Here is a 24,246-nt window from a genome sequence, read left to right as displayed (position 1 = left end):
AACCGTTGGATTTGCCTGGTAAACCAAGCTGTACTATTTTCATGTCATGTGAAGCAGGTCCTGACGCATACACTAGAGGGAAAGAACTGCGCCATTACCGTAAAGCATGAAAGGAGGCCTGAACAATGAAGGTTGGATTTATCGGAACCGGCAGCATGGGCAGCCTGCTGATCTATGCCTTGATTCAATCCGGTGCACTTGAGCCACGGCAGATCGCCGCCAGCAATAGAACCCCTTCCAAAGTACGGCAGCTATCCCTACGTTACCCCGGTCTGCATGAATCACAGAGCAACCGGGAAACCGTCATCCGCAGCAATATCATCTTTTTGTGCGTGAAGCCACTTGAATTCAAACATGTCATTGACGACATCCTGCCTGTCGTGAATCCCAATCATATAATCGTCTCGATCACCAGTCCCGTGCAGCTGCGCCATCTGGAATCTTCACTTCCTTGCAAAGTCTCCAAAGTTATCCCCAGCGTTACGCACCAGGTCGGCAGCGGAGCGTCCCTGTGTATTCACGGTGAGCGAATGACTACCGAAGACCGCGCTGTGCTGGAAGGGCTGCTCAGTCATATCGGCAGACCCTATCAAGTGGATGAAGCCTGCACCCGGATCACATCCGACTTCTCCAGCTGCGGACCTGCATTCATATCGTTCTTTCTGGAGCAATGGATTGAGAGTGCCGTCAAGCTTACAGGCATCAAACGAGCCGACGCCTGCGCTCTTGCCGGCGAGATGCTCCTGGGAACAGGCAAGCTGCTCACCGAAGGAGGATACACCCCGCAAGAACTTCAGGCTCGCGTGGCTGTCCCTGGCGGCATCACCGCACAGGCACTTGCCCTGCTAAAGGTCAGTCTGAATGGGGTTTTTGACAGTCTGATCCAGACGACTCACGACAAATATGATGAAGATTTGTTGAAGCTGGATGAACTATTCAAAGCCGGTGAGATTAACCGGCAACAATATTAACGAGTTTGCCTGGAACGGCAATGACCTTGCGAATGGTCTTGCCTTCCAGTGCCTGTTTCACAGGTGCCAGTTCCATTGTAAAGTCCTGCATGCCCTGTGCGTCCAGATCCTTCGCGATCGTAGCACGGGTTACAATTTTGCCATTCACTTGAACAACAATCTCCACTTCGGCGTCCACCGTCATGGACTCATCATACTCAGGCCAAGCTACGTAAGAGATTCCACCTTCATGACCGAGACGGCTCCACAGCTCCTCTGCCATATGCGGTGCCAGCGGTGACAACAGCTGTACAAAGTTCTCCATTGCTTCACGCGGCAGCGTATCTGCTTTGTACGCATCGTTGATGAAGATCATCAACTGGCTGATCGCTGTGTTGAAACGCAGATGTTCCATATCCTCTGTAACCTTTTTGATTGTCTTGTGTGCAGTCCGCTTGAACTCATCGGTTCCACCATCTGCTGTGATCTTGTCATTAATTGCACCTGTATCTTCATTGATGAACAGACGCCATACACGTGACAGGAAGCGGTGCATGCCCTCAACCCCGTTAGCGTTCCATGGTTTTGTCGCCTCCAGAGGCCCCATGAACATTTCATACAGACGCAATGTATCTGCACCGAATTCATTGACGATCTCATCCGGGTTAATAACATTACCACGGGATTTACTCATCTTCTCATTGTTGGTTCCCAGGATCATCCCTTGGTTGACCAGTTTGTGGAACGGCTCTTTGGTATGCACCACACCCAGATCATACAGCACTTTATGCCAGAAACGAGCGTACAGCAAGTGAAGCACCGCGTGCTCTGCTCCCCCGATATACAGATCAACTGGCAGCCATTGCTGCTGTTTCTCCTGAGAGATCAGTTCCTTGTCATTGTGTGGATCAATAAAGCGCAGGTAATACCAGCAGCTACCTGCCCATTGTGGCATTGTGTTCGTCTCGCGACGTGCTTTCATTCCCGTTTCCGGATCTACGGTGTTAACCCATTCCGTAACATTCGCCAGTGGTGACTCTCCAGTGCCCGAGGGTTTAATCTGGTCAATATCCGGCAGCAGCAAAGGCAGTTGATCTTCCGGCACCGTCTTCATCGTTCCGTCTTCCAGATGCAGAATCGGGATTGGTTCACCCCAGTAACGCTGACGGCTGAACAGCCAATCGCGCAGACGATAGGTTACCTTGCCTTGCCCCTTACCATTCTCTTCCAACCAGGCAATCATCTTCGCAATCGCTTCTTCGTTGTTCAATCCGTTCAGGAAATCGGAGTTCACATGCGGTCCGTCTCCGGAATACGCTTCTTGTGTCACGTCGCCACCCTGTACAACCTCGATGATGTCCAGACCAAACTGTTTCGCAAACTCCCAGTCACGAGCGTCATGTCCCGGAACGGCCATGATCGCCCCTGTGCCGTATCCAGCCAGAACATAATCGGCGATCCAGATTGGCACCTTCGCTCCGTTTACCGGATTGATTGCATAAGTTCCTGTGAACACACCCGTTTTGTCTTTAGCCAAATCAGTACGTTCCAGATCACTCTTGCGAGCAGCCTGTTCCTGATATGCCTTGATTGCTTCACGCTGTTCAGCCGTTGTAATGACTTCAACCAGCTCATGCTCAGGTGCCAATACAGCATAACTTGCACCAAACAAAGTATCTGCACGTGTCGTAAACACTTTAATAACTTCTTCATGACCCTCAATGGCAAAAGTAACTTCCGCCCCGGTCGATTTGCCGATCCAGTTGCGCTGCATATCCTTGATACTTTCCGACCAGTCCAGCTCTTCCAAGTCTTCCAGCAAACGCTCTGCATATTCCGTAATTCTCAATACCCATTGGCGCATCGGTTTACGAACGACCGGATGTCCACCACGCTCACTCTTACCGTCGATAACTTCTTCGTTCGCCAGTACCGTTCCCAAAGCTTCGCACCAGTTCACAGGCACTTCATCTACATAAGCCAGGCCTTTATTGTACAACTGGATGAAGATCCATTGCGTCCATTTGTAATAGTCAGGGTCTGTTGTGCTGATCTCCCGATCCCAGTCATATGAGAAACCCAGTGATTTGATCTGGCGACGGAAATTGTCAATATTGCGGAATGTAATATCCCGTGGATGCTCACCAGTATCCAATGCATGCTGCTCAGCAGGCAGGCCGAAAGCGTCCCAACCCATTGGATGCAATACATTGAAACCGCGCATACGTTTGAAACGGGATACAGTATCCGTTGCCGTATATCCTTCCGGGTGACCTACGTGCAAGCCTGAGCCGGATGGATATGGAAACATATCCAGGGCATAAAACTTCGGTTTAGCGGGGTCTTCACCCGTTTTAAACGTTTTATTGTCATCCCAGTATTGCTGCCAACTTTTCTCCATGTCTTGTGGCTTATAGCCGTGTTTCGGCTGTTGATTCTCACTCATCTATTGTTCCTCCTCTTGGTTATTCGCTTTTATTGCAACAAAAAAACCTCAGCATCCCGTAGCGTTTGCAGCGCTAGGGACGAGAGGTTGAATTCCCGTGGTACCACCCTAGTTAGCGGACGATCGTGCTTCGTCATCCACTCCCTTTGGACCTGTAACGGCGGTTAACCGATGCGGATTTCCATTCCTGAACCCGAATGTAACTTCGGTCGTTTGCAAGATGGTGTAATCACCGCATTTCTCCAAGGCGAGTTCGTGAAATACTGTCAACCGACTTGCACCAACCGCCGGCTCTCTGTCATGTACAGGATTCACTACTGATCCTTATCATCGAAATATGTATACGATATGATCGGAAACATTATATAAAAAAGCAGCATTAAAGTCAATATTACACTGTCTGTTGAGTATAAGCAATGCTATGCATCAGTATACACATTAAGACGACTGGAATCGCTTGATTCCTTCTTCTAGATTATCAATCGACCACTGAATGTGTTCCTTGTTCTCGTATTGACGATACGGACACTCGATTCTCAGCGCCAGATCAAAGTACAGATCATATAAACTTCTTCTTTTTCGTTCACTATCTGTTGTAACCGCTCTTCCATATCCTTTGAGGAATCCCAGTGTATTATTAAAATGACTGAAATAGTGCTCCATGAAAGGATCTGCCCAAAGGGAACGTTCAAAATCGATAATAGCCGTGATTTTCCCCGCTTCTACAAATACATTCCCATCCCACAAATCCCAATGTACAAGCACAGGCTCTTTGACATCATCCAGCACATCCGATTTTTCTTGAATCAAACGCTCCAGTTCCTCATAACGAATCGAAAATTCCAAACCCGCTGCCTTGCTATCTGCAAGCATATCATCCATTAGGCACAGGAAAGCTTCTTTCCACGTCGTATAATGCGATTTCTTTGAGGAAAAGTAACCAAACTTCTCTCCTTTAATTTCATTGATCCGACGATTGTACGCACCCAGCTGCTGCTCTATGAATTCCTGCTCTTCTGCACTGTACTGATCTTTGACTTTGTTATACGGCGTTCCTGGCATGTACTCCATAATAAAATACTCTGCCGGAACCAGGGTGAGCGATGGATCATAGGCCAATACCCGAGGAACGGGTACATCCTGAAGTTCTGCCGCGAGTCGTAGTGCTTCAACCTCAGCAACCATGACATGCTGTTCGCAGCGCATCAGCTTAATGCCATTAGAAGGAGCTATTTTGAGTACAACCTTCTGTCCGTCGTTCTTGGTGATAAAGTAAGCGTGGTTTGCCCAGCCGTCGATCATTTCTTTGTATTCTTGGATACCTGTGTTAAAATGCTGCTGCACAATTCCGTCTAACTGTTCAGAAGTAAGCCTTGTTTTGTATGTACTTTCCATTCTGCATCCCACCCAGAATTTAATTTTTCAGGATTCTACTAATTAGAAAACGTTTTCCATCCAACTATTATGGCTTCCTTTAACCCCACTGGCAATAACTTTTATTACATATAAAAAACATTCTTATAAACAAAGAACTGCCCTTATACAAACATCATAAGGACAGTTCTTTATCTTAATCCTATTTCACGGCTACATAGAATAGACGCTGTGCGCCTTCTCCCGCCTCTTTCCACTCAAAATCAGCATATACACGTACATCTCTGAAGCCAGCCTTCGTGAGCTCCAGCTTCATCCAGTCCGGATCATACGCACGCTGAACATGAACCTCTTCAAACCGTTGGTACATATCCTTGCCGCTCTCAGCCACACGCGAAAAGATACTTAGATGATGCTCAATCTCACACCGTTCATGATCCATATCACAGGTCCAAATATACGATACGGAGCGTTCGTCCAACACAAATGGTTGCTCCTCTTCGTATCGAATAAGGGTATTCGGATGATGTACATCGAACAGGAATGTGCCCTCCGGCTTTAGCATCTCGTAAGTACGCTGAAAGGTACGAACGATATCCTCTTTTTCAAGCAGATAATTCACGCAATCACAGAACGATATCACCGAGTCCACAGGCTCCGGTACTCTCCAGTCCCGCATATCCTGCTGCACCCAGCGGACACTGCCTTCCCGATATAAGCGGTGGCCTTGAGGCGTGGCCTCCATTTTACTGCGTGCAACAGACAGCATGTCCGCTGACAGGTCAATACCTGTAACTTCAAAGCCGGAGTTCACCAGTGGGATCGTAATTGAGCCGGTTCCACAGCCCAGTTCAGCCACACTTTTCGGCATGCCATGCCGTTCCCAAGCCGTTCTCGCAAACCTTATCCAGTCCGGATAAGGCATATCCTCCATTAATTCATCGTACACATAGGCAAATTTCCGGTAAGACATGTCAGGCACCGCACTTTCAATTTCATTTTCGAATCTCTTTTGAACAAAAGAAAAAGCAGGGGCGTCCGGAGTTCACCCAGCCTTGCCCTGCCTTTACTTGTGGATTCAAGCGTATGCTTGATCCATTCTACCCGTTTGTCTACTTGTCCTCGTTCTGATCCTGAGGTACAGACTCTGTCAGATAGGTCCAGTTTTCCTTTTGAGTTACCAGACCGTCCTTCATCAGTTTGCCCAAGGCCCGTTTGAAAGCGGATTTGCTGATACCAAAGCGCTGCTTGATGATGTCCGGCGGGGTTGCATCCGAATACGGCATGCCGCCCGTAGGGCGCTCTTTCATGAAAGCAAGCAGTTTGTCTGCATCTTCGTTGCGACCAACCTCTTTGAGAGGAGACATTGCCAGATTGACACGTCCATCTTCACGGACCATAGTTACCCGGCAGTTTACCTTTTCACCCAGACGCAGCATCCGGTTACGCTCCGAGGAATGGATCATGCCAATGGCTCCAAATCCCAGCACTCCACCTTCAACAAGTACAAACGTACCCATCTGAAGTGTCTTGTACACCGTAGCTTCAACCCATTGATTAACCCATGAGGTTGGCGCATGGAAAGACAATGGTGCAAGCTCACGTTCTCCGGCCAATTTCGCACGCAAACGTCCCTGCTTGTCATGTTCCATAATAACAAAGACTTCATCGCCCACCTGGGGACGCAGCTCTTCCAATTCAGACAGCTCACGAATCGGGAGTAGCAATTGCCGCCCAAGCCCCATCTCGAGGAAACAGCCAAGGCGTGGATGAATGTCAGCCACAACCAGACGTGCCATTTCGCCTAGAGTGAGATATGGTTTTTTCATGGTTGCCGCCAGGCGATCTTCCGTATCAAAGAACAGAAAGACCTCCAGCGTTTCTCCAATTTTAACGTCCCGTGTAAGCTCCGTATAGTGAAGCAGTACATCTTCCGATCCTGTCGTCAAAAAGTAGCCAAACGGAGACACTTCACGTGAAACCGGCAAGTTGACGACTGTTCCTGCGATCAAACTCATACCGTTTCCACCACTTTGGCATCAGACCACAGTCGTTCAATGTTGTAATACTCACGCTCGTCTCGGTGGAAGATATGAACAACCACATCACCCATATCCATCAATACCCAACGTGCGGAATCCATACCTTCGATGCCTTTGATGTTCACTCCGGCTGCATGCGCCTGTTTGCGAATTTCTGTTGCAATCGCCTGTACCTGAGTATCGGAATTCCCGTGACAGATAACAAAATAGTCCGCTACCAGCGAGATACCAATCAGATCCAGTGCTACAATGTTGGATGCTTTTTTATCGTCAGCGGCCGCAACCGCCATATTCATAAGTTCTTTCGATGATACTGTCATGAACCAACCTCCATAATCTAATCTATAAATGTGCAATCAAGTCATTCCGCGACAACATGGTCAAAGGGTAAATGACACGGCGCTGCGAGATCAACAAGCTGATCGTTGAGTCAAAACCGGCAATTAAACCTTCTTCCAGACTGAGCTCAGCCTGTTCGCGAATATGATTTACTCCCGGGAAGTCTCTTCCCGGTTCAATATAATCCGCAAGACATACCACTTTATCCAGCAGGCTCATGCCCACTCGACCCGAGGTATGCCAACGAATAGCATTAATAATTTCGGCATCATCGATGCCGTAGTCACGTTCAGCAACAAAAGCACCCACTTCGGAATGCCAGAGCTGCTTGTCATGCTGCAAAAGTTCTTCGTTCAAACCATTATCACGGATGACCGCTTCCATCTCAGATACGGGCCAATACTTGGCCACATCATGCAAGATTGCTGCCAAATCCGCTTTTACAGGATCAGCACCATATTTTTCAGCCAATAACACTGCCGACTCCATGACACCCAGCGTATGCTTCCAACGCTTCTCCGGCATTTGACCGGAAACTGCGCGGATCAGTTCGTCACGGCTTAGTCCCATATAAACCGCTCCTTACAATGTATTGGTGCACCTCATCAGGAATCATGAAACGTACCGAATGACCTTTGGCAAGACGTCTGCGTACGGCTGTGGATGATATATCCACTAGGGGCATCTCAGCCAACAATACCCGATCCTGCAACGCGTCCGGCAGGTCATCCAGATGTAACTGGAATCCCGGTCTTCCCACACCGATGAAGGTTAAACGTTCGGCGAGCTCTTCGATCTGCTCCCATTTGGGAAGATAGTTCACCATATCCGCTCCAACAATAAAGTAAAATTCATGCTGCGGATAGCGGCGCCAAAGCTCCTTCATGGTATCAATGGTATAGGACACACCGCCAAGTTCCATCTCGATACCCAGCACCTCATATTGCTGCACACCTTTCACAGCCGCTTCCGTCATTTCGAGACGTTGCTGTCCCGAAGCTCCGGCGCCGCGTTTGTGAGGTGGAACATGGGAAGGCATGAACCAGATCTCATCCAGTGCATGCGAATCCCTTGCCGCTTCAGCTGCCAGGAGGTGTCCCATGTGGATCGGATCAAACGTACCACCCATGATACCGATCTTCACCCGCGTCACACTCCCTTATCTAGGTAGTTCGATTTGTTTGTTATCGCGCGATTCTTTGTACAGGATGATTGTGTTACCGATGACTTGTACAAGCTCACTACCCGTTTCACGGGCAACTTCTTCGGCCATCTCTTTTCTGTCCTCGTCATTGTTGTTGAGCACTTGCACTTTCATCAATTCGCGCTTCTCAATCGCATCTTCGATGTGACGGAACAGGTGCTCATTCGTTCCCCCTTTGCCGATTTGAAATACAGGGGTCAGATGATGTGCCTGTGAACGCAAAAAGCGCTTTTGTTTACCGTTTAACATGAATACTCCATACTCCTTATGGTGAGCAAGCCTTAGCAACAGCACAATGTCTGCCCTAGGCCTGACCGTTCAATTATATTTTTACATTCATAAAACGAACTAACAAAGTTTACACAGTGTGACTACGATTGCAGTACCATCTTACGATCGCTGTTATCCCCAGATTTCTTCATTTCATTTATAAAGGGGGAAATCCGGTGAAAGCTTATGCTTCCGAAGCAGCTTTCCTACAGAAAGCTTTGAGGCGAGCACTTCGTTTCTTCAGATTGGTTCTGCACTCTTCGTCATCGTGTAATCTTGTTTTCATTTTACAATATCAAAAACTGTCTAACACAGCTCGCCGCATCGTCTCCACGGGAGCCGGGATGCCCAGCCAGTGCTCGAATGCTACCGCACCCTGGTATATAAACATACCAAGACCACCATGCACAGTACATCCACGCTGCCTTGACTCGCGAAGCAGGCGTGTTTCCAGCGGATTGTAAATAAGGTCGCTTACTGCTGCGCCTGCTCGAATGAGTGCAGGGTCAACAGGTACGTCATCTACATGCGGATGCATGCCTGCTGCTGTCGTGTTAATCACGATATCAGCCGAAGCCAGTACCGCAGCAGCCTCTTCCATTCCACTACCTGTGATGTCACCCAGTCCATGAGCGCGCAGATCGGAAGCAAGGGCAACGGCTCTGTCGGCTGTACGGTTAAGAATACTAATCCGTTCAGGCTTCTCCAAAGCAAGAGCGTATATCACACCTCTTGCTGCTCCGCCAGCCCCCAGAACAGCGATACGTTTACCTGCGAGTTCCGGAACAGCTTCTTCCTTCAAGGAACGCACATAACCGATGCCATCCGTATTATACCCTGTCAGCTTGCCTTCTTCATTGACAATGGTGTTCACCGCGCCAATCAGGCGTGCACTTTCATCAATGACATCAAGATACTGCATCACCTGTTCTTTGTGCGGAATGGTTACATTCACACCGCGGTACCCCAGCGCCACAATGCCTCGAATGGCGGATTCCAGCTGCTCGGGACGAACATGCAGCGGCATATACATTCCATTCACTCCTGCAGCCTGCAGAGCCGCATTATGCATAGCAGGCGATTTGGAATGTGCAATGGGATCACCCATAACGCCAAGCAGGACAGGGAGTGAAGGATTTGTTTTTTTCTGTTCCGACATACTTCCGCCTCCGATCTGGTGAAAATGCTGCTGTAATTACATTAGATCAAGGATGGGCGGATCAGTACACGAATACCTTTTGGAGCATGAACAGCTACAAGCGCCCCATTCTCACCGTTAACCTTAATCCAGCCCAGTCCGGAAATGAATACATCCGACTGGCTGCCACGTTTGATACGGAATTCATGTCTGGTCCATTCAGGCATATCCGCTGCATCTTCACGCGTTGGTGGAGACAGCAACTCACCCAGATGGTCACGATACAAGTCGTCTGCACGTTCCAGCTTCGTCCGGTGAATATCAAGAGCAGTGCTGATAAAACAAGTGAAGGACTGACGATCTCCCTCTACAAAGTCAAAACGAGCCATGCCGCCGAAGAACAGCGTCTGACCAGAATTCAACTGATAAACAGCCGGTTTAAGCGGTTTTTCTGGCATAATGGCAGCCAGATCTTTACGGGACACAATCTCACTGAAACGCCAAGGGTATACAATTCCCGGTGTATCAATAATAGCTTTTCCATCGTCCAGTGGAATATTAACCATATCGAGCGTCGTCCCCGGATAACGGGATGTCGTGAGTTCCTGCTCGAGATCACTGTAATCACGAATCAGACGGTTAATCAGTGTGGATTTGCCCACATTAGTACCACCAACCACATATACGTCACGATCTCCGCGATACGTCCCGACAAGCTCAAGCAGTCGGTCGAAGCCCTGATTTTGCTTCGCACTGCACAGAACGACATCCACGGTGCGCAAACCTTGTTCTTTGGCCTGTTTTTGCACCCAGTTGCGAACCTTGTTCCAGTTGGTTACTTTAGGAAGTAAGTCCGTTTTGTTCACGGCAAGCAATACCGGATTGTTGCCTACAAAACGCTGCAAACCAGAGATGATACTGCCATCAAAGTCAAACAGATCAACGATATGGATGACAAGTGCATCCTTATCCCCGATTTTGCTCAGTAGGGCCAAGAACTCGTCCTGATCCACTGTAACGGATGATGACTCATTGTAATTTTTAATACGGAAACAACGCTGGCAAATGACGGGTTCACGATCCAACGCTTTTTCGGGGATGAATCCTGGTAATTCCGGGTTTTCCGTTTGCAGATGCACTCCGCATCCGCTGCACCTTACGGCAATATTGCCGTTATGCGGTTCTGTCATTTCTTCTTTTCCTCCTCAAGCCATAAGCCTTTCTTGCGCAAACTCGTTAGAGCAATCCGTTCCACACGCCGATTGAAGCGGGTCATGAAGCCTTCATCTCCAATGGAGATCGGCAATACCAGAACCGTATAGAGTCCCAGTCGATTCCCTCCATAGACATCTGTAAGCATCTGATCGCCTACCACAATCGTTTTTTCAGGAGTTAACTCCATCATCTTCATTGCTCTACGAAACGGAACATTCGATGGTTTGCGTGCACTATGCACAAACTGGATATCCAGTGGCGTCGCAAACAGGGATACACGATTCAAATTGTTATTGGACACAATCATGAGCTGGAAACCAGCCTCTTTGACACGTGCGAACCACTCAATCAGTTCGGGCGTGGCATCAGGAGCTTTCGCCCCAACGAGTGTATTGTCCAGATCAGTTATAATTCCACGGTAGCCTTGAGCGTATAGCTCTTCCAGATTAATGTCAAAAACCGTGTCTACACGCAGCTTGGGCATTAACATTTCAAACAAAGAAGTCACCTCAGTTTCATACGACACACTATATCACAAATCCGTCTTTCCTGAAAATGCATACAGCGCCTCACGGTATAGGAAAAAAGGAAAAACGGGACGGGCGACATTACGCCCGTTCCGCTTTAAGTTCCTTACGCAGCCTCGAAGCAGTCTGATAGACGGCCTTCCAATCGTCTGCAGTTACAGAAGCTGGACTATAACGAGTCTGTTCAAACTTCGCTAGAAGTTCATGCAATGTCGCTGCTGCAGCTGGTTTCAGCTGGCTCCAGCGGGTTACCGATTCACGAAGTGTCTCGTCCCCGCTTCGGGTCAATCCTTTGCGCTTCGCATAACGTATCCAGCGTTCGGTCTCTGCCACTACCTTTTGTTCAGGGGTTAGCGGTCCACCTGTCCGGAGACGAAGCACGAAGAATCGAAGCGAGAGGCGATTTCGCCAGAACATATAAGCCACCCACAATACGATGATGGCTCCCGCAGCCCAGATTACAAAAGTCGGGATACTGGATGAAGCCTGTTCAGGCGCAGGAGTCTGCTCTTCCTCTTTTACCGGTTCCTCTTCAGGTTGTTCTTCAGGCTCATCTACCGGCTGTACATCCGGTTGTTCCGTGAGCAACGGCATGTCAAAGCCCGGCGTCGCTTCAACCGGAATCCATCCATACTCGCCAAAATAAACTTCAGCCCAAGAATGCGCGTCTGCATTCGTTACAGTGTACGTTGTCTCGATCTCAGCTCCAGGTTGGCGCGGGGCCTGCATGTCTGAATTCAGCGAAAGCTGTCCAGGTGCGTACCCTTTCACCCAACGAGCGGGAATCCCTTCGGAGCGCGCCATCATAACCAGTGCAGTCGAGAAATAATCACAATACCCTTCACGAATGTCAAATAAAAATCCTTCAACAAAGTCACTACTTACTTTTCGGGATAAATCCGGATTGTTTGTATAATCAAAATTTTGTTGTAAATAGTTTTGCAGTAATGCCACTTTTTCATACGGCGTATTTGCCGATGCTGTAATTTCAGTGGCCAGGTCCGTCACCCGATCTGGGAATCTGGATGGCAGCTGCAGGTACATATCATCTGCCGGATTGCTCGTATACAGATCATCAAAAGATTTGGTACGAAGTTCATCTTCCACAATAACTGGCGCTTCCGATACAATCGTATACGTCTTTGGATATTGCGGTTGCTGACGGTCTGTTACGACATGAAGTTCTGCCTGCTCTGGATTCCATAACATCCGGTCTGAATTTGCCTCACCATTGACAGATGTGACTTTCGAGATGGAATAGGCTCCAAAGAGGATCGGATACACGTTATCATTCAACATCGTCACTTTCTGAGTGACTTGCTTGGTGGTTACATTTCCGGGTTCATCATTCTCCAGTGCTTGTCCCGCCTCAACATCCTCTGTCGCACCTCGTCCGCGATCATCCCAGCCTGTTCCCGTATACTCTGCCCGCGTCTCACCACGCCAGTAACTGCGCTCATTGGTAGTGACAGACATGACAGGTGTATAGTCGAAGTTAAACCCTCCGCCAAGCTGGTTGTCTTCCCTGCTGTACCCTGACTCGGTAGCTGTCGGAATGTCCAGTGTGCCGTTGCCTGTCTGACTCCCCGAACTTCCGGTGTAGTTACGCCACGCGGTATAAGGATCCGTCAAGGTAGGAGGAACTTCCGGCATATTCACACTGGCTACGATAATCAAAGAGAATATGATGGCAATGTTGGCCAGAATTTTGTAGGGATGTCGGATAATTCGCTTCCACCCTTGTGGATATTGCAGTTGGAAATTACGGAAGTGCTGACATACCAGCCATCCCATTCCTGCAAACATAACCCAGGCGATTTCAATCCAGAGTGGAAACTGGGTAAAGGAGTCGAGAATTCCCATCGAGATAATGTTAATGCCCAGAAAAACGAGAATTCGGCGCGTTGTAGTCACCAGGCGCAGGGCAGCTTCAAGCATCACCCACGCGCACAGGGAGAACCAGATGTAAGGTGCCAGGTGCAGCACAAATTGCTCTGTACGCTCCATTAACGTGCCGTAAGGAATATAAACGGTGTAATCGATTAATGTCTTATGCAAAATATATACAAGGACAACCGCCTTGATTATGGTTCGAATCATTATTTTGAAAGGCAGAATCACTTCCAGAATACTGACCGCTGCGAGCGTCCACAGCACCAATGAAGTGGTCTCGGTATACCAGGATTCCTGTGTGAATGATATCCACTGCATGCCAATCAGGAAAATCCAGAGCAACGAAGCCGCATGATACCAGGACCTTCTCCCCACTGTCAGCTCTTTGCCTTTAGTACTCATACACTACCTCCCCCCATAACCGTTGGAAGCTCCTGCAAATGGGAAACGGTAAAGGATCTTGTACCTCTTCCACGCAGCATCGCATTCCACTCGGAACTCCGGCGGGAATCAGTGGGTTCAATCAGAATATGACAAGGGGTCATCCCTCGTGTGTCGGCCCATCGGAGCAGTTCGAGAACTTTTTCATCCTTCTGGGGAGAAATCACTACAAAATACGCGCCTTGAGGAAACTGACGTGACATCTTCTCAACACCGGGCAGCAGCCGATTCTCTTGGCCGTTATATTGGATATCTACCAGATGATGAATCATCTTCTGCCGCTCCATCGGACTTTCACTGGGAGCAAAAAATGATGTCTTCTCCGACAGTGTCAGCAGCCCCATACCCATTCGTTCTCTTGTTCCATACTCCAGCAGCGAGGCAGCCGTGGACACAGCCAGTTCAAAGGCCTCACCATGTTCATAGCTGCCTGACAGCGCATCCAGCACCAGAATCGTTTTCGGAACCGACTCATGTTCAAATTCCTTGGACTTCCACGTTCCCGTCTTTGCCGTTGCATTCCAGTGAATGCGGGAAAGTCGGTCGCCATAAACGTAGTCACGCACGCCGTTAATCTGGGTCGTTTCCCTGCGCGAGCGGGTCAAGGCCGTCTGTGGACCGGATAACCGTGATTTGCGATCATATAGCTGCCAGTACGGGATAAATACCGTGCGCGGCAACACCCGGAATTCCCCTTTGGCTTTGAACGTTCCCCGATGCTCGATCAGACCAAAGATGTCCTCGCTGGCACATTCCGTTTCGGAAAAGACATACTTTCCCCGCTCCAGCGGCGGGGTTTGAAAAGACAATTCACCATACCCTCGCATGCTCGGAATGAGGCTTTCTTTGAAAGACCAGGATTCGCCGTTATGCCGATGCAGCATTTCGCGCACAACCACATAAGGAAGTGGCAGAAATCCCGGGATGTTCAGACTTAACTGCACCTGTACCTGGTCACCGGCATGCAGCAGCTCTTCATGATCCTGACCAGAAGAGAGCTTGCGCACGCCATGAGTACGACGTACACCGCTAAAACCAGCAATCGCAAGGTAAATACAAATCAGAGTCACCATCGACAGCAGCATCAGGGAGGTCTTCCCGCCCTGGAACAAAACATAAGCCAAACAGCACATCCACACCGCCGCGATGCTCCATACGCGGGGGTGGCGTATTCCCCTTCTGACTGTACTCAAAAGCGGCTTCATCAATTATTGCCCCATGGAGACGGGCACTCGAACCTGTTGAAGTACGGATTTTAATACAGCCTCGGAGCTCATGCTGTCCAGTCTCGATTCGGGACGCAGCACGATCCGATGGGAGATGACATAAGGTGCCATCGTTTTCACGTCATCCGGAAGCACGTAGTCACGTTCCTGCAAAAAGGCAAAAGCCTTCACGGCCATCATAAATGAAATGGCTGCCCGCGGGCTGGCGCCCAGCAGTACGGATGGGTGGGAGCGAGTTTTGCGAACCACATCAAGCAGATAATCCATGACCGGATCACCGATGAATACTTCCTTGATTTCCTGTTGAATGGCTGATATCTGATCCATATGGGTTACGGATTCAAGCCGATCAACAGGCTGACCCGACTGATGCTGCTTCAGCAACGTTTTCTCGATATCCTTGTCGGGATAACCCAGACTTATTTTCAACATAAACCGGTCCAATTGCGCTTCCGGCAATGTGTACGTTCCTTCAAAATCGATTGGATTCTGGGTTGCACAGAGCATAAATGGATGAGGCAGATCATACGTATCGCCATCTACCGTCACACTGCGCTCTTCCATGACTTCCAGCAAAGCGGACTGCGTTTTGGTAGTTGCCCGGTTAATCTCGTCTGCCAGCAAAATGTTGGTCATGACCGGACCTGGACGGAAGTAAAAGCGCTCGTCACGTGGATGGAACACGGATACCCCCGTGATGTCACTTGGTAAAATATCAGGATTACATTGAATGCGGCGGTACTCTCCGCGCATGGATTTCGATAACGCTTTAACCAACTGCGTCTTGCCTGTTCCTGGTACGTCTTCAATCAGAACGTGTCCGCCTGCAAGCAAAGCTGTGAGCAAAAGTTGAATTTCAAAGGATTTCCCCATTATGCATGATTCCAGATTAGAACGAACTGCTGATATGATTTGGATCGACTCTTTGCGCACAGGCATATGGTCTAACCTCCTAAAAAAGCATACAGATTTCCTTTTATTGTACATGATCCAAGGGCGCGAGTACACTCGAAGGAACTCATAATTTGTTTCCAGCCGTCAGATTCACCGCAGTTATCGCATGATTACGACAAAAAGAGGCTCGGATAGAAGTTATCCGAAGCCTCTGCTGATTCCATATATAATGGCTAGCTCTGCCATGCTCTGTTACCCTTTCGGCCGAACCACCAATGCCGCGAGAAAAGAAAAGATAATCGCTGAGGAAATACCCGCCGCGGTCAAATCGAATATCCCCGTAATGACACCGATCCATCCCTCTTTCTCCAGTTCCGTCAATGCCCCGTGCACGAGGGAGTTACCAAAACTGGTAATGGGGATGGAAGCTCCTGCCCCTGCAAATTTGACGAGTGGATCATACAGCCCAAACGCATCCGCAACCGCACCAGCCACAACAAGTGTACTCATCGTATGTGCAGGAGTCAGTTTGACACCATCCATCAGAAGTTGTCCCACGACACATATCAACCCGCCAACAATAAATGCCCATAAAAACTGCATCCTTTATCCCTCCTTTTCTATGGCTACGGCATGCGCAATACAAGGAATGCTCTCGCCCTGCTGATATGAAAGTGGAGACAACAATGCACCGGTAGCGACCACTAATACCTTATTGAGTTCACCCTTTTGCATCCGGTTCAAAATGTGACCGTAAGTCACTGTTGCAGAACATCCACAGCCACTGCCTCCAGCGACAACGTAAGGCTGCTTCTCCCGATCATAAATCATCAATCCGCAGTCATTGAAAACCGTCTGTTCCATGGGAATACCCTCTTTTTGCAGCAATTCTTTGGTAATGGGAAGTCCCACGGATGCCAGATCGCCTGTCACAATGAGATCATAATAACCGGGTTCCAACCCTGTATCCCGAAAATGGGAAACAATAGTATCCGCTGCCGCAGGCGCCATCGCGGAGCCCATGTTAAACGGATCTTTGATGCCCATATCCATAATTCGGCCAATAGTCGCTTTGGTAACTACAGGACCTTCACCAGTACGAGAAACCACACCACAGCCAGAACCGGTGACCGTATACTGCGCATATGGAGGCTTCTGGGAACCATATTCCGTTGGATAACGAAATTGCTTTTCCACCGTACAGTTGTGACTCACCGTACCCGCGAGTACATAATCCCCTGCACCCGAGTCCACAATGAGTGAGGCGAGAGCCAACGTTTCCATCGACGTTGAACAGGCACCAAATACCCCTAGATAAGGTACACCCAACTTGCGGGCAGAAAAGGAACTACTAATAATCTGATTCATCAGATCTCCACCAACAAAGAACTGAAGCTCTTCTTTTGTGATATTCGCATTGATTAATGCCATTTGGGAAGCCTGTTCAAGAAGCTTGCGTTCTGCCTTTTCCCAGGTTTTCTCCCCAATTTCCAAATTGTCATATACATAATCAAAATCTGATGTTAGAGGCCCTTTGCCTTCATCCGGTCCTACGACTGCCGATCTGCCGATAATCCGTGGACGGTTCTCAAATTGCCAGGTTTGTTGGCCCAGGCGTTTCATAGATGTCCACCTCCGAAGCCGAGGATGGCATATACAATCCCCACGATGAAGGCAGCAACGACACCAAACACGATAACTGAGCCTGCCAGCTTGAACATGTTGGCACCAACCCCAAGCACCAGTCCCTCGGCGCGATGCTCCAGTGCTGCCGAACACATGGAGTTGGCAAACCCGGTGACAGGGACAGCCGTTCCAGCACCCGCCCATTGTGCCATTTTATCGTAGACACCGAGGCAAGTCAGGATGACTGAAATGAGGATCATGACCGCAACGGTTGGACTGGCAGCTTCTTTCGATGTCATGTCAAACCCGGCCATAAACGCTTCCTGGATAGCCTGTCCAATGACGCAGATGAATCCGCCGACGAAGAATGCCTTAATACAGTTCGTCCAGATTGGACGGGCAGGCTCATGTTTTTTGGCGACTTTTTTATATTCCTGTTCACTGATGGACAGGGATGATGATGATTTTTTACTACTACCCTTAGTTTGAGCTGGCAAGATACAGAACCTCCCTTGAAATGAAAATAAGTCAACAGATGTGACTGCATGTACTGTGTGTAATCCTGTATTCATTGTTTGTTAAGGTTGGGAAAGTTATGTATCCGGCGAAAGACAGCATATGTTTCCAGCACGATTAAGCTGCCGAATGAGATGAGTCGCTCAGCGCCGGATCAGAGGTCTGTGAAATTTATAAATAAAGCAGAATGATCACGAGCAAAATAAAAAGGACGATACAAAGGATGGTTTCATTGCCTTCATCGGGTGGCGTCATCTATTGTCCCAGCTCCTTCCTGTTGTGAGGCAAGTGAAATTAGTGGGTCATTAAATACCTTATGGAATACTGGTTAAGCAAAACGGTTCCTTACTATATGCATATTCAATGCAGCTGCTTGGCGACTGTGCTTGGTGCGGATTTTATGGCCCGATGAAACATTAAACGAGTAACCATTCATGCCTGAGATACGTGACATAACCATGGACAATTACTTGCGCAAGGTTCATACTGTAGTGTGACCAGTGGTTAAATAAAACGTTCTTCTCTTCCGAAGGACAATAGTCCGGCAGCCGTTCTGCTGAGACCTGATCTACATACAAGCAGAGGAGTTGTCGACACATGAATCAAAAAACGTTGGAAATGTTTCGCACGTTAACGGAATTCCCTTCCGTTTCCGGATTTGAACGCGAGCTTCGCGGATGGATGAAAGAACAAATGTCTCCTTATACGGATGAATTTGTCCAGGATCGCTTGGGCAGCCTTTTTGGCGTATTGCGGGGAGAGGAGTCCGGACCCAAAGTCATGGTTGCAGGTCACTTCGACGAAGTTGGTTTCATGACCACAGGCATTACGGAAACAGGCATGATCAAATTCCGCCCACTCGGTGGATGGTGGAGTCAGGCTGTGCTGTCTCAACGTCTGGAACTCATCACTCCGGATCGCCGGATTACAGGGGTTGTTGGTTCAACACCTACTCATCTACTCGATGAATCCCAGCGTAATAAACCGGTTGATCTTAACCATATGTACTTGGATATTGGTGCGGATAACCGTGCAGAAGCAGAGTCTTGGGGCATTCACCCGGGCATGCAGATCGTGCCGATCTGTGAGTTCACTCCGATGGCTAATCCGAAGAAAATTATGGCAAAAGCATGGGATAACCGTTACGGCGTAGGACTTGCACTTGAGCTAGTTGAAGCATTGCATAAAGAAAAATTGCCAAACACCCTTTATTGCGGTGCAACAGTCCAAGAAGAATTGGGACTTCGTGGTGCACGCACGGCTGCCAATCTGATTGAACCGGATATTTTCTTTGCACTGGACTGCAGTGCCGCGAATGATATGACAGGAGACAAACAATCATTCGGACATATTGGACAAGGCGCTTTACTACGTATCTTCGACCCGGGCATGTTCACCCATCGTGGTATTGTTGAATATGTTCAGGACACAGCATCAACAAATCAGATCAAAATGCAATATTTCATCTCTCCTGGCGGTACGGATGCCGGAGCGGTTCATTTGAGCGGTATCGGTGTGCCTTCAACGGTAATTGGCATCTGCGCCCGTTACATTCATACTTCTTCTTCCATCATTCATACGGATGACTATGATGCGGCAAAAGAGTTGCTCGTGAAACTGGTGAAGGGTCTGGATCAGACAACACTGAACACGATTATCGGAAACGCGTAACTTTTTCTATAGAAGATGCCCTGATTTTCAGGGCATCTTTTTTGATGTTCAGAACACGGAAATTCCCTTTAAAGATGTAGATGTAGCTAAATGGAGAAATAGAGAGGGATTATAAAATGCCAGCCTCTGCATTAGCAGAAGCTGGCATGATTGAGTTTACAGAAATAAAGGAGAGAACGCAATCCAGGCCAAAATAAGAGCCAGCACAATGCACACATTTTCCACAACGGCTCCATGCTTCGTGCCTGTACTCATGAGATTGATCCTTATACGCCACTTGAGTGGTGGCAGTGGACGAATGCCGCGATTCGTCAACGAATCTGCCAATAGGTGCATGACATAGGCTGTACCTCCGGCTACCCAAATCTCTGGCCCCTGCAGATGAGTTGTACTGTAGAGCAACCCAGTCCATACGGCGGTTCCATATAATGTGTGTGTCAATCCCCTGTGGGTTAACGTGGTACACAACATTAACAGACTGCCAGCAATTAGATTCCATGGTGCGAATGCATGCCCATAGAATACAAGTCCCAATCCGATTGCAAACATCAACACTTTGCGCAGGGAACGAGATGGTAGAAAAGATACCATTGCAATCAGAATGGCGAGGAGCAGATTCCATGGCTTTGCCTGTACATAGAAGTACACAAATACAGCGACAGGCAGCAGGATTGTCTGTAATAGCCGAATGAGGCTGTTCGGCAATGCCTTGGATACCAATAGCGAATTCGGCTCATCAATGTCTGGCAGCAGCGAACCGATCAGAGCCACGGTAACCGCCGGTGCAGTCACAGTCATACCGGCCAATTGCAGAACAGAGAGGGATACAGTGGTCCCGATAATCAGGTGGGATCTTCCCATCATGGTGCAAAAACTTCCTTTCGAAGAAATAGGGAACATAAACTGCCCACTCCAGATTTTACAACGAAAACAATATAAGAACAATAGTTCGCATTTCTTAATTTACTTACTCCACACTGTGTAATTACGATGGGATCTATGGGCAGACTAATATGTGAACTGATTTTACCTTTACCTCATACGGCGTTAATCCTGTGTTAACATCACTGGTGTATAGTCGGTTCATACCCAACCAACAAAGGATGATTACTTATATGGGAATTCATACGTACTTTAGATCACTCAACGATCTCGAACGCATTATTCGTACGCCGGGGAAATTCAAGTTCGAGGAACACAGCGTATCCGCCCACTCCTGGAAAGTCGTGCAGTATGCCAAAACACTCGCCGATATTGAGGAACAGCATGGGGTCGCCATCGATTGGAAGAAGCTTTACGAAATCACCAGCAGTCATGATTATGGTGAAATTTTCATCGGTGATATCAAAACGCCGGTTAAACATTATTCACTGGAGCTTCGTTCGATGCTACAGCAGGTAGAAGAAGGCATGGTTGAGCATTTTATTAACGAAAATATTCCTGAAGAGTTCCAGCCGATTTTCCGTAGACAGCTGCGTGAAGGCAAAGACAATTCTGTCGAAGGACTTATTCTGGAAGTGGCAGACAAAATGGATCAGGTATACGAAGCGTTTGCTGAACTGCAGCGTGGCAATACAGAAAAGGAATTTATCGTGATGTACCGATATGCCTTGATCAAAATCAAAAATATTGACCTCCACTGTGTACACTATTTCCTCGAACATATTCTCCCCGACATCATTGAGGAAGGTAACCGCTCCCCATTTGATATCCGCCAAATCACAGAAGATGCTTTGTTACAATAATCAGCTCCAGTCATCGTGGTTCTTCAAGAGCCATGGACAGGGCTTTTTTTCGTTATTGTAACCTTTGGCGATACTCGCTGGGATACAGTCCTGTCTTGTTTTTAAAGATACGGCTAAAATAATGGGAATCACTATATCCCACCGCTTTACCTACTGTCTTGATATCCATATCTTCAAAGGCCGCGAGCAAGCGTTTTGCTTCGTTGATTCGAAGCCCTGTCATGTATTTGAGCGGGGTTTCACCCGTCACCTTTTTGAAACACTTCCCCAGGTAATCTACACTAAAATGCATCTGCCCTGCCATGTCCTGCAACGTAATTTCATGCATATAGTTCTGTTTCAGATACAATTTGACTGCCTCTGCGATGTCCTCCGGCTTCACCTGTTCATCCAAAATTGCACTGACATGTGCTAGCGAATCCTCTGCCTTGCCAAGCTTTAATTCCATCGCATCCAGCAGCGATCGAAGCTGTTCTTCTGCGAGGGGTTTAAGCAGATAATCCTCCACTTTGTAACTGATCGCCTGACGTGCAAACTCAAACTCATGATGGCCGCTCAGGATCACGATCTTGACATGCGGATAGGCAAAATAAAGATGTTTCGCCAGTTCCAGCCCATTCATGACGGGCATCTGAATATCGGTAACGACCAGATCAGGCACCGTATGTTCAATCAGTTCCAATGCTTCCTGTCCATTCCTAGCCTCACCTATAACCTCAAACCGTGTGCCCAGCTCGCTGAATTTCCGGGATACGTTACGGCGAATTAACGCCTCATCCTCCACAATAATAGTTCTATATGTCATCACCATGAGTTTTAACTGTGCTCCTTTCGAATGGAACCTCCAATCGTAATGCTGACGCCGCCAGAAGGTTTATTCGTAATATGCATATGTGCCGCGGAGCCATACCATAATTTGAGTCTGATCCAGATGTTTTTCAATCCCATCCCGTTGATCTCAAGTTCAGGCATACGCTCCCATTCCTGTGATTGTTGTATGTACTGCTGGATGAGCGTAAGCGCCTCGGGTTCCATGCCAGGTCCGTTGTCTTCCACTGTCATTAGCCAGGTTTCCTGCAAGGTGTCCAGCTTTCCAATGATATGCGGCTTCCAGGGTGGAGTATCACGTAGTCCATGTTTCATGACATTTTCCAGCAAAGGCTGAATCAGCAGCATAGGCACCTGAAGGTTTTTCATCGAGTCCGGAACATGGAATTCATAAAGCAGATCATCTTCGAACCGAATTTTCATACACTCCAAATACCGCTCACAGTAGTCGATTTCTTTTTCCAATGCAACACCGCTTTTGTTCGGAGCCGAGATGTAACGCAGCATGGATGCAATGTGACCACAGAACGCAACGATCTGTTCATTCATGCCCTCTTCCGCCATGATGCTGATGTTCGTAATGTTGTTATACAGAAAGTGAGGGTTCATCTGGGACTGCAACGCCAGCAACCTGGCATCCGTTTCCTGAGATTTGATTGCCAGCATGTCCTGAAAAGACTGCACAAGCTGTTGATTCAATTGGATAAAGGTATCATTCAACTCATCCATCTCACGGATGGAACCTGGAACTTCCAACTTGAACAACTGACCAGAGTCCTGACCCGTGGTCAGATCGTGGACGCCAGTTTTCTGAATAATGCGCTGCAAACGATGGAGCGGTAAGGTAACACGTTTGGAGATCAGGTATGAGAGGAGCAGAATAAGCATCAAGGTAGCTAAAGTTGCCCCCATGAACAGAAGAGCCATGCGATTCAAATTCGCAAACAGGGATTGTTTCGACTGCATCACAATAACCGTCCATCCGGTCTCCTGCGAGGTCGTGTAGGTCATCATTTGCTTCGAATTTCCATTGGGATCTACGACTCCTTGCATCGTTCCTGGTGAATATTGATCGTTTCGAATCAAGTTAACCACGTCGGAATGGGTTGCTGTTAACGGATGTTCATTGGACAAAAAAGGATATAAAAGCTCATTACGTTCATTCAATACATAGACGCTCAGATTTTCGTTCCCCGCTTGCACATCGTTTAAATGCTGGAACACGGTTCCTGCATCCTGCAAAATTTCCACTACTCCTTGCGAGACATAATTTCCATCCTTATACACCCGGGTAAGGGAAAGATATGGTTTACCTGACTCCCCCTGCCCTGTTGGCATCGGTAATGCCCCACCATCCAGTAAACTTATGACACGCCAGCCATTGCGCGCCCACGTTTCCTCGTACCACGGTCTTTGGGTCAGATCTACGGACAGCTGGCCATTGAACGCACCGGCACCCAGCATTTTACCGTTCACATCATAAATATTGGCTTGTTTGGCTGTGTTAGAGCTGCTAATGATCGCCAGAATGACATCAATCAGCGTTGTTGTATCCTTGTAAAACGCCGGGTCACTTGTCAGCGTCTGTTCATTGTCCTCCGCTGGAGATAAATAGTGACTGAAGTGCTCCTTGACCAGATTGGAATATACGATGTTCATGGAGAAATTATTCATTTTGACGATTTCCTGATTCAGATTGCCTACCATCGAATTCCCCAACTGTTTCTGCTGTTCGGCACTTCGACTACGAATGTCATTGGCAAGAAAAACATACAAGAGACTGGCCACAATCAATGAAAATACAATAAAGACTGCAGAGTAGTAGGCAAACAGACTTTGCTGAAGCGTTCTGAATCGGTACTTAACCATCTCACACCTCGTTATCGGATGATGTCTTGCAA

General features: G+C 48.1%; 23 protein-coding genes and 1 other annotated feature. Of the genes, 3 read left to right on the top strand and 20 right to left on the bottom strand.

The window, feature by feature from the left end:
- Window positions 1–125: 125 nt before the first annotated feature.
- Complete coding sequence (gene comER / locus BLV50_RS21350; protein ID WP_063567276.1) at window positions 126–971, top strand: late competence protein ComER; 846 nt, start codon at window positions 126–128, stop codon at window positions 969–971.
- On the opposite strand, the gene leuS is transcribed toward comER, so the two are convergent.
- The 17 genes from leuS to spoVAC all read right to left on the bottom strand — a co-directional run bounded on the left by leuS (window position 952) and on the right by spoVAC (window position 18,082).
- On the bottom strand, window positions 952–3,396 hold the full coding sequence (gene leuS / locus BLV50_RS21345) for a leucine--tRNA ligase (protein WP_090809903.1): 2,445 nt from the start codon (window positions 3,394–3,396) through the stop codon (window positions 952–954). The genes comER and leuS overlap by 20 nt on opposite strands.
- 72 nt (window positions 3,397–3,468) lie before the next feature.
- Window positions 3,469–3,736, bottom strand: a binding site (T-box leader).
- Window positions 3,737–3,834: 98 nt separating this feature from the next.
- Window positions 3,835–4,791 (bottom strand): phosphotransferase family protein, encoded by a 957-nt coding sequence (locus BLV50_RS21340; protein ID WP_090809901.1) that lies wholly within the window; start codon window positions 4,789–4,791, stop codon window positions 3,835–3,837.
- Between the two features lie 181 nt (window positions 4,792–4,972).
- The gene (locus BLV50_RS21335) at window positions 4,973–5,743 is read right to left on the bottom strand and encodes a class I SAM-dependent DNA methyltransferase (protein WP_063567273.1); all 771 of its coding nucleotides are present in this window, start codon (window positions 5,741–5,743) and stop codon (window positions 4,973–4,975) included.
- A gap of 139 nt (window positions 5,744–5,882) precedes the next feature.
- Window positions 5,883–6,788: a CvfB family protein gene (locus BLV50_RS21330; protein WP_063567272.1), complete on the bottom strand. Its 906-nt coding sequence runs from the start codon at window positions 6,786–6,788 to the stop codon at window positions 5,883–5,885.
- Window positions 6,785–7,132, bottom strand: coding sequence for a ribosome silencing factor (gene rsfS, locus BLV50_RS21325; RefSeq protein ID WP_072734522.1), 348 nt, complete (start codon window positions 7,130–7,132; stop codon window positions 6,785–6,787). Before rsfS ends, BLV50_RS21330 begins: the two co-directional genes overlap by 4 nt.
- Before the next feature lie 22 nt (window positions 7,133–7,154).
- Window positions 7,155–7,721, bottom strand: a complete 567-nt coding sequence (yqeK, locus tag BLV50_RS21320) for a bis(5'-nucleosyl)-tetraphosphatase (symmetrical) YqeK (protein WP_090809899.1) — start codon at window positions 7,719–7,721, stop codon at window positions 7,155–7,157.
- Window positions 7,705–8,295 (bottom strand): nicotinate-nucleotide adenylyltransferase, encoded by a 591-nt coding sequence (locus BLV50_RS21315; protein ID WP_063567270.1) that lies wholly within the window; start codon window positions 8,293–8,295, stop codon window positions 7,705–7,707. Before BLV50_RS21315 ends, yqeK begins: the two co-directional genes overlap by 17 nt.
- A 15-nt stretch (window positions 8,296–8,310) precedes the next feature.
- Window positions 8,311–8,604 (bottom strand): ribosome assembly RNA-binding protein YhbY, encoded by a 294-nt coding sequence (gene yhbY / locus BLV50_RS21310; protein ID WP_063567269.1) that lies wholly within the window; start codon window positions 8,602–8,604, stop codon window positions 8,311–8,313.
- A gap of 316 nt (window positions 8,605–8,920) precedes the next feature.
- The gene (aroE, locus tag BLV50_RS21305) at window positions 8,921–9,784 is read right to left on the bottom strand and encodes a shikimate dehydrogenase (protein ID WP_072734525.1); all 864 of its coding nucleotides are present in this window, start codon (window positions 9,782–9,784) and stop codon (window positions 8,921–8,923) included.
- 41 nt (window positions 9,785–9,825) lie between these two features.
- The gene (gene yqeH / locus BLV50_RS21300; protein ID WP_024628522.1) at window positions 9,826–10,953 is read right to left on the bottom strand and encodes a ribosome biogenesis GTPase YqeH; all 1,128 of its coding nucleotides are present in this window, start codon (window positions 10,951–10,953) and stop codon (window positions 9,826–9,828) included.
- Window positions 10,950–11,477 (bottom strand): YqeG family HAD IIIA-type phosphatase, encoded by a 528-nt coding sequence (locus BLV50_RS21295; RefSeq protein WP_064636329.1) that lies wholly within the window; start codon window positions 11,475–11,477, stop codon window positions 10,950–10,952. Before BLV50_RS21295 ends, yqeH begins: the two co-directional genes overlap by 4 nt.
- A gap of 109 nt (window positions 11,478–11,586) precedes the next feature.
- Window positions 11,587–13,800, bottom strand: coding sequence for a transglutaminase TgpA family protein (locus BLV50_RS21290; RefSeq protein ID WP_063567267.1), 2,214 nt, complete (start codon window positions 13,798–13,800; stop codon window positions 11,587–11,589).
- Window positions 13,797–15,044, bottom strand: a complete 1,248-nt coding sequence (locus BLV50_RS21285) for a DUF58 domain-containing protein (protein WP_090809897.1) — start codon at window positions 15,042–15,044, stop codon at window positions 13,797–13,799. The genes BLV50_RS21290 and BLV50_RS21285 overlap by 4 nt, the downstream gene beginning before the upstream one ends.
- 3 nt (window positions 15,045–15,047) lie before the next feature.
- Window positions 15,048–16,004 (bottom strand): AAA family ATPase, encoded by a 957-nt coding sequence (locus BLV50_RS21280; protein ID WP_063567266.1) that lies wholly within the window; start codon window positions 16,002–16,004, stop codon window positions 15,048–15,050.
- 207 nt (window positions 16,005–16,211) lie between these two features.
- Window positions 16,212–16,562: a stage V sporulation protein AE gene (spoVAE, locus tag BLV50_RS21275; RefSeq protein WP_053781314.1), complete on the bottom strand. Its 351-nt coding sequence runs from the start codon at window positions 16,560–16,562 to the stop codon at window positions 16,212–16,214.
- A gap of 3 nt (window positions 16,563–16,565) precedes the next feature.
- Entirely contained in the window at window positions 16,566–17,582 is a 1,017-nt protein-coding gene (spoVAD, locus tag BLV50_RS21270; protein WP_063567265.1) for a stage V sporulation protein AD, read from the bottom strand.
- The gene (gene spoVAC / locus BLV50_RS21265; protein ID WP_063567264.1) at window positions 17,579–18,082 is read right to left on the bottom strand and encodes a stage V sporulation protein AC; all 504 of its coding nucleotides are present in this window, start codon (window positions 18,080–18,082) and stop codon (window positions 17,579–17,581) included. Before spoVAC ends, spoVAD begins: the two co-directional genes overlap by 4 nt.
- Window positions 18,083–18,698: 616 nt before the next feature.
- On the opposite strand from spoVAC, the gene BLV50_RS21260 reads away from it, so the two are divergent.
- Window positions 18,699–19,772: a M42 family metallopeptidase gene (locus BLV50_RS21260; protein ID WP_063567263.1), complete on the top strand. Its 1,074-nt coding sequence runs from the start codon at window positions 18,699–18,701 to the stop codon at window positions 19,770–19,772.
- 156 nt (window positions 19,773–19,928) lie between these two features.
- On the opposite strand, the gene BLV50_RS21255 is transcribed toward BLV50_RS21260, so the two are convergent.
- Window positions 19,929–20,636 (bottom strand): metal-dependent hydrolase, encoded by a 708-nt coding sequence (locus tag BLV50_RS21255; protein ID WP_090809895.1) that lies wholly within the window; start codon window positions 20,634–20,636, stop codon window positions 19,929–19,931.
- 251 nt (window positions 20,637–20,887) lie between these two features.
- Here BLV50_RS21255 and BLV50_RS21250 point away from each other — a divergent pair, with 251 nt between their 5' ends.
- A complete protein-coding gene (locus BLV50_RS21250; RefSeq protein ID WP_063567261.1) occupies window positions 20,888–21,517 on the top strand; it encodes a YfbR-like 5'-deoxynucleotidase in 630 nt (209 codons plus the stop codon).
- A gap of 52 nt (window positions 21,518–21,569) precedes the next feature.
- On the opposite strand, the gene BLV50_RS21245 is transcribed toward BLV50_RS21250, so the two are convergent.
- Window positions 21,570–22,322, bottom strand: coding sequence for a response regulator transcription factor (locus BLV50_RS21245; RefSeq protein ID WP_256338014.1), 753 nt, complete (start codon window positions 22,320–22,322; stop codon window positions 21,570–21,572).
- A gap of 11 nt (window positions 22,323–22,333) precedes the next feature.
- Entirely contained in the window at window positions 22,334–24,214 is a 1,881-nt protein-coding gene (locus BLV50_RS21240) for a cache domain-containing sensor histidine kinase (protein WP_090809891.1), read from the bottom strand.
- Between the last annotated feature and the right edge of the window lie 32 nt (window positions 24,215–24,246).

The sequence above is a fragment of the Paenibacillus sp. 276b genome (genome assembly GCF_900107875.1).
Lineage (GTDB): Bacteria > Bacillota > Bacilli > Paenibacillales > Paenibacillaceae > Paenibacillus > Paenibacillus marchantiae.
Note: the sequence above shows the minus strand (reverse complement) of the source record. Positions and strands in the feature narration are given on the sequence as shown.

Coding starts and splice junctions, on each gene's coding strand:
- BLV50_RS21340 (WP_090809901.1), bottom strand. CDS start 4,791: ATGGAAAGTACATACAAAACAAGGCTTACTTCTGAACAGTTAGACGGA.
- spoVAE (WP_053781314.1), bottom strand. CDS start 16,562: ATGCAGTTTTTATGGGCATTTATTGTTGGCGGGTTGATATGTGTCGTG.
- BLV50_RS21280 (WP_063567266.1), bottom strand. CDS start 16,004: ATGCCTGTGCGCAAAGAGTCGATCCAAATCATATCAGCAGTTCGTTCT.
- BLV50_RS21285 (WP_090809897.1), bottom strand. CDS start 15,044: ATGAAGCCGCTTTTGAGTACAGTCAGAAGGGGAATACGCCACCCCCGC.
- yqeK (WP_090809899.1), bottom strand. CDS start 7,721: ATGGGACTAAGCCGTGACGAACTGATCCGCGCAGTTTCCGGTCAAATG.
- BLV50_RS21335 (WP_063567273.1), bottom strand. CDS start 5,743: ATGTCTTACCGGAAATTTGCCTATGTGTACGATGAATTAATGGAGGAT.
- BLV50_RS21290 (WP_063567267.1), bottom strand. CDS start 13,800: ATGAGTACTAAAGGCAAAGAGCTGACAGTGGGGAGAAGGTCCTGGTAT.
- BLV50_RS21330 (WP_063567272.1), bottom strand. CDS start 6,788: ATGAGTTTGATCGCAGGAACAGTCGTCAACTTGCCGGTTTCACGTGAA.
- BLV50_RS21240 (WP_090809891.1), bottom strand. CDS start 24,214: ATGGTTAAGTACCGATTCAGAACGCTTCAGCAAAGTCTGTTTGCCTAC.
- rsfS (WP_072734522.1), bottom strand. CDS start 7,132: ATGACAGTATCATCGAAAGAACTTATGAATATGGCGGTTGCGGCCGCT.
- yqeH (WP_024628522.1), bottom strand. CDS start 10,953: ATGACAGAACCGCATAACGGCAATATTGCCGTAAGGTGCAGCGGATGC.
- comER (WP_063567276.1), top strand. CDS start 126: ATGAAGGTTGGATTTATCGGAACCGGCAGCATGGGCAGCCTGCTGATC.
- BLV50_RS21255 (WP_090809895.1), bottom strand. CDS start 20,636: ATGATGGGAAGATCCCACCTGATTATCGGGACCACTGTATCCCTCTCT.
- BLV50_RS21250 (WP_063567261.1), top strand. CDS start 20,888: ATGGGAATTCATACGTACTTTAGATCACTCAACGATCTCGAACGCATT.
- BLV50_RS21260 (WP_063567263.1), top strand. CDS start 18,699: ATGAATCAAAAAACGTTGGAAATGTTTCGCACGTTAACGGAATTCCCT.
- leuS (WP_090809903.1), bottom strand. CDS start 3,396: ATGAGTGAGAATCAACAGCCGAAACACGGCTATAAGCCACAAGACATG.
- spoVAD (WP_063567265.1), bottom strand. CDS start 17,582: ATGAAACGCCTGGGCCAACAAACCTGGCAATTTGAGAACCGTCCACGG.
- yhbY (WP_063567269.1), bottom strand. CDS start 8,604: ATGTTAAACGGTAAACAAAAGCGCTTTTTGCGTTCACAGGCACATCAT.
- aroE (WP_072734525.1), bottom strand. CDS start 9,784: ATGTCGGAACAGAAAAAAACAAATCCTTCACTCCCTGTCCTGCTTGGC.
- BLV50_RS21245 (WP_256338014.1), bottom strand. CDS start 22,322: ATGACATATAGAACTATTATTGTGGAGGATGAGGCGTTAATTCGCCGT.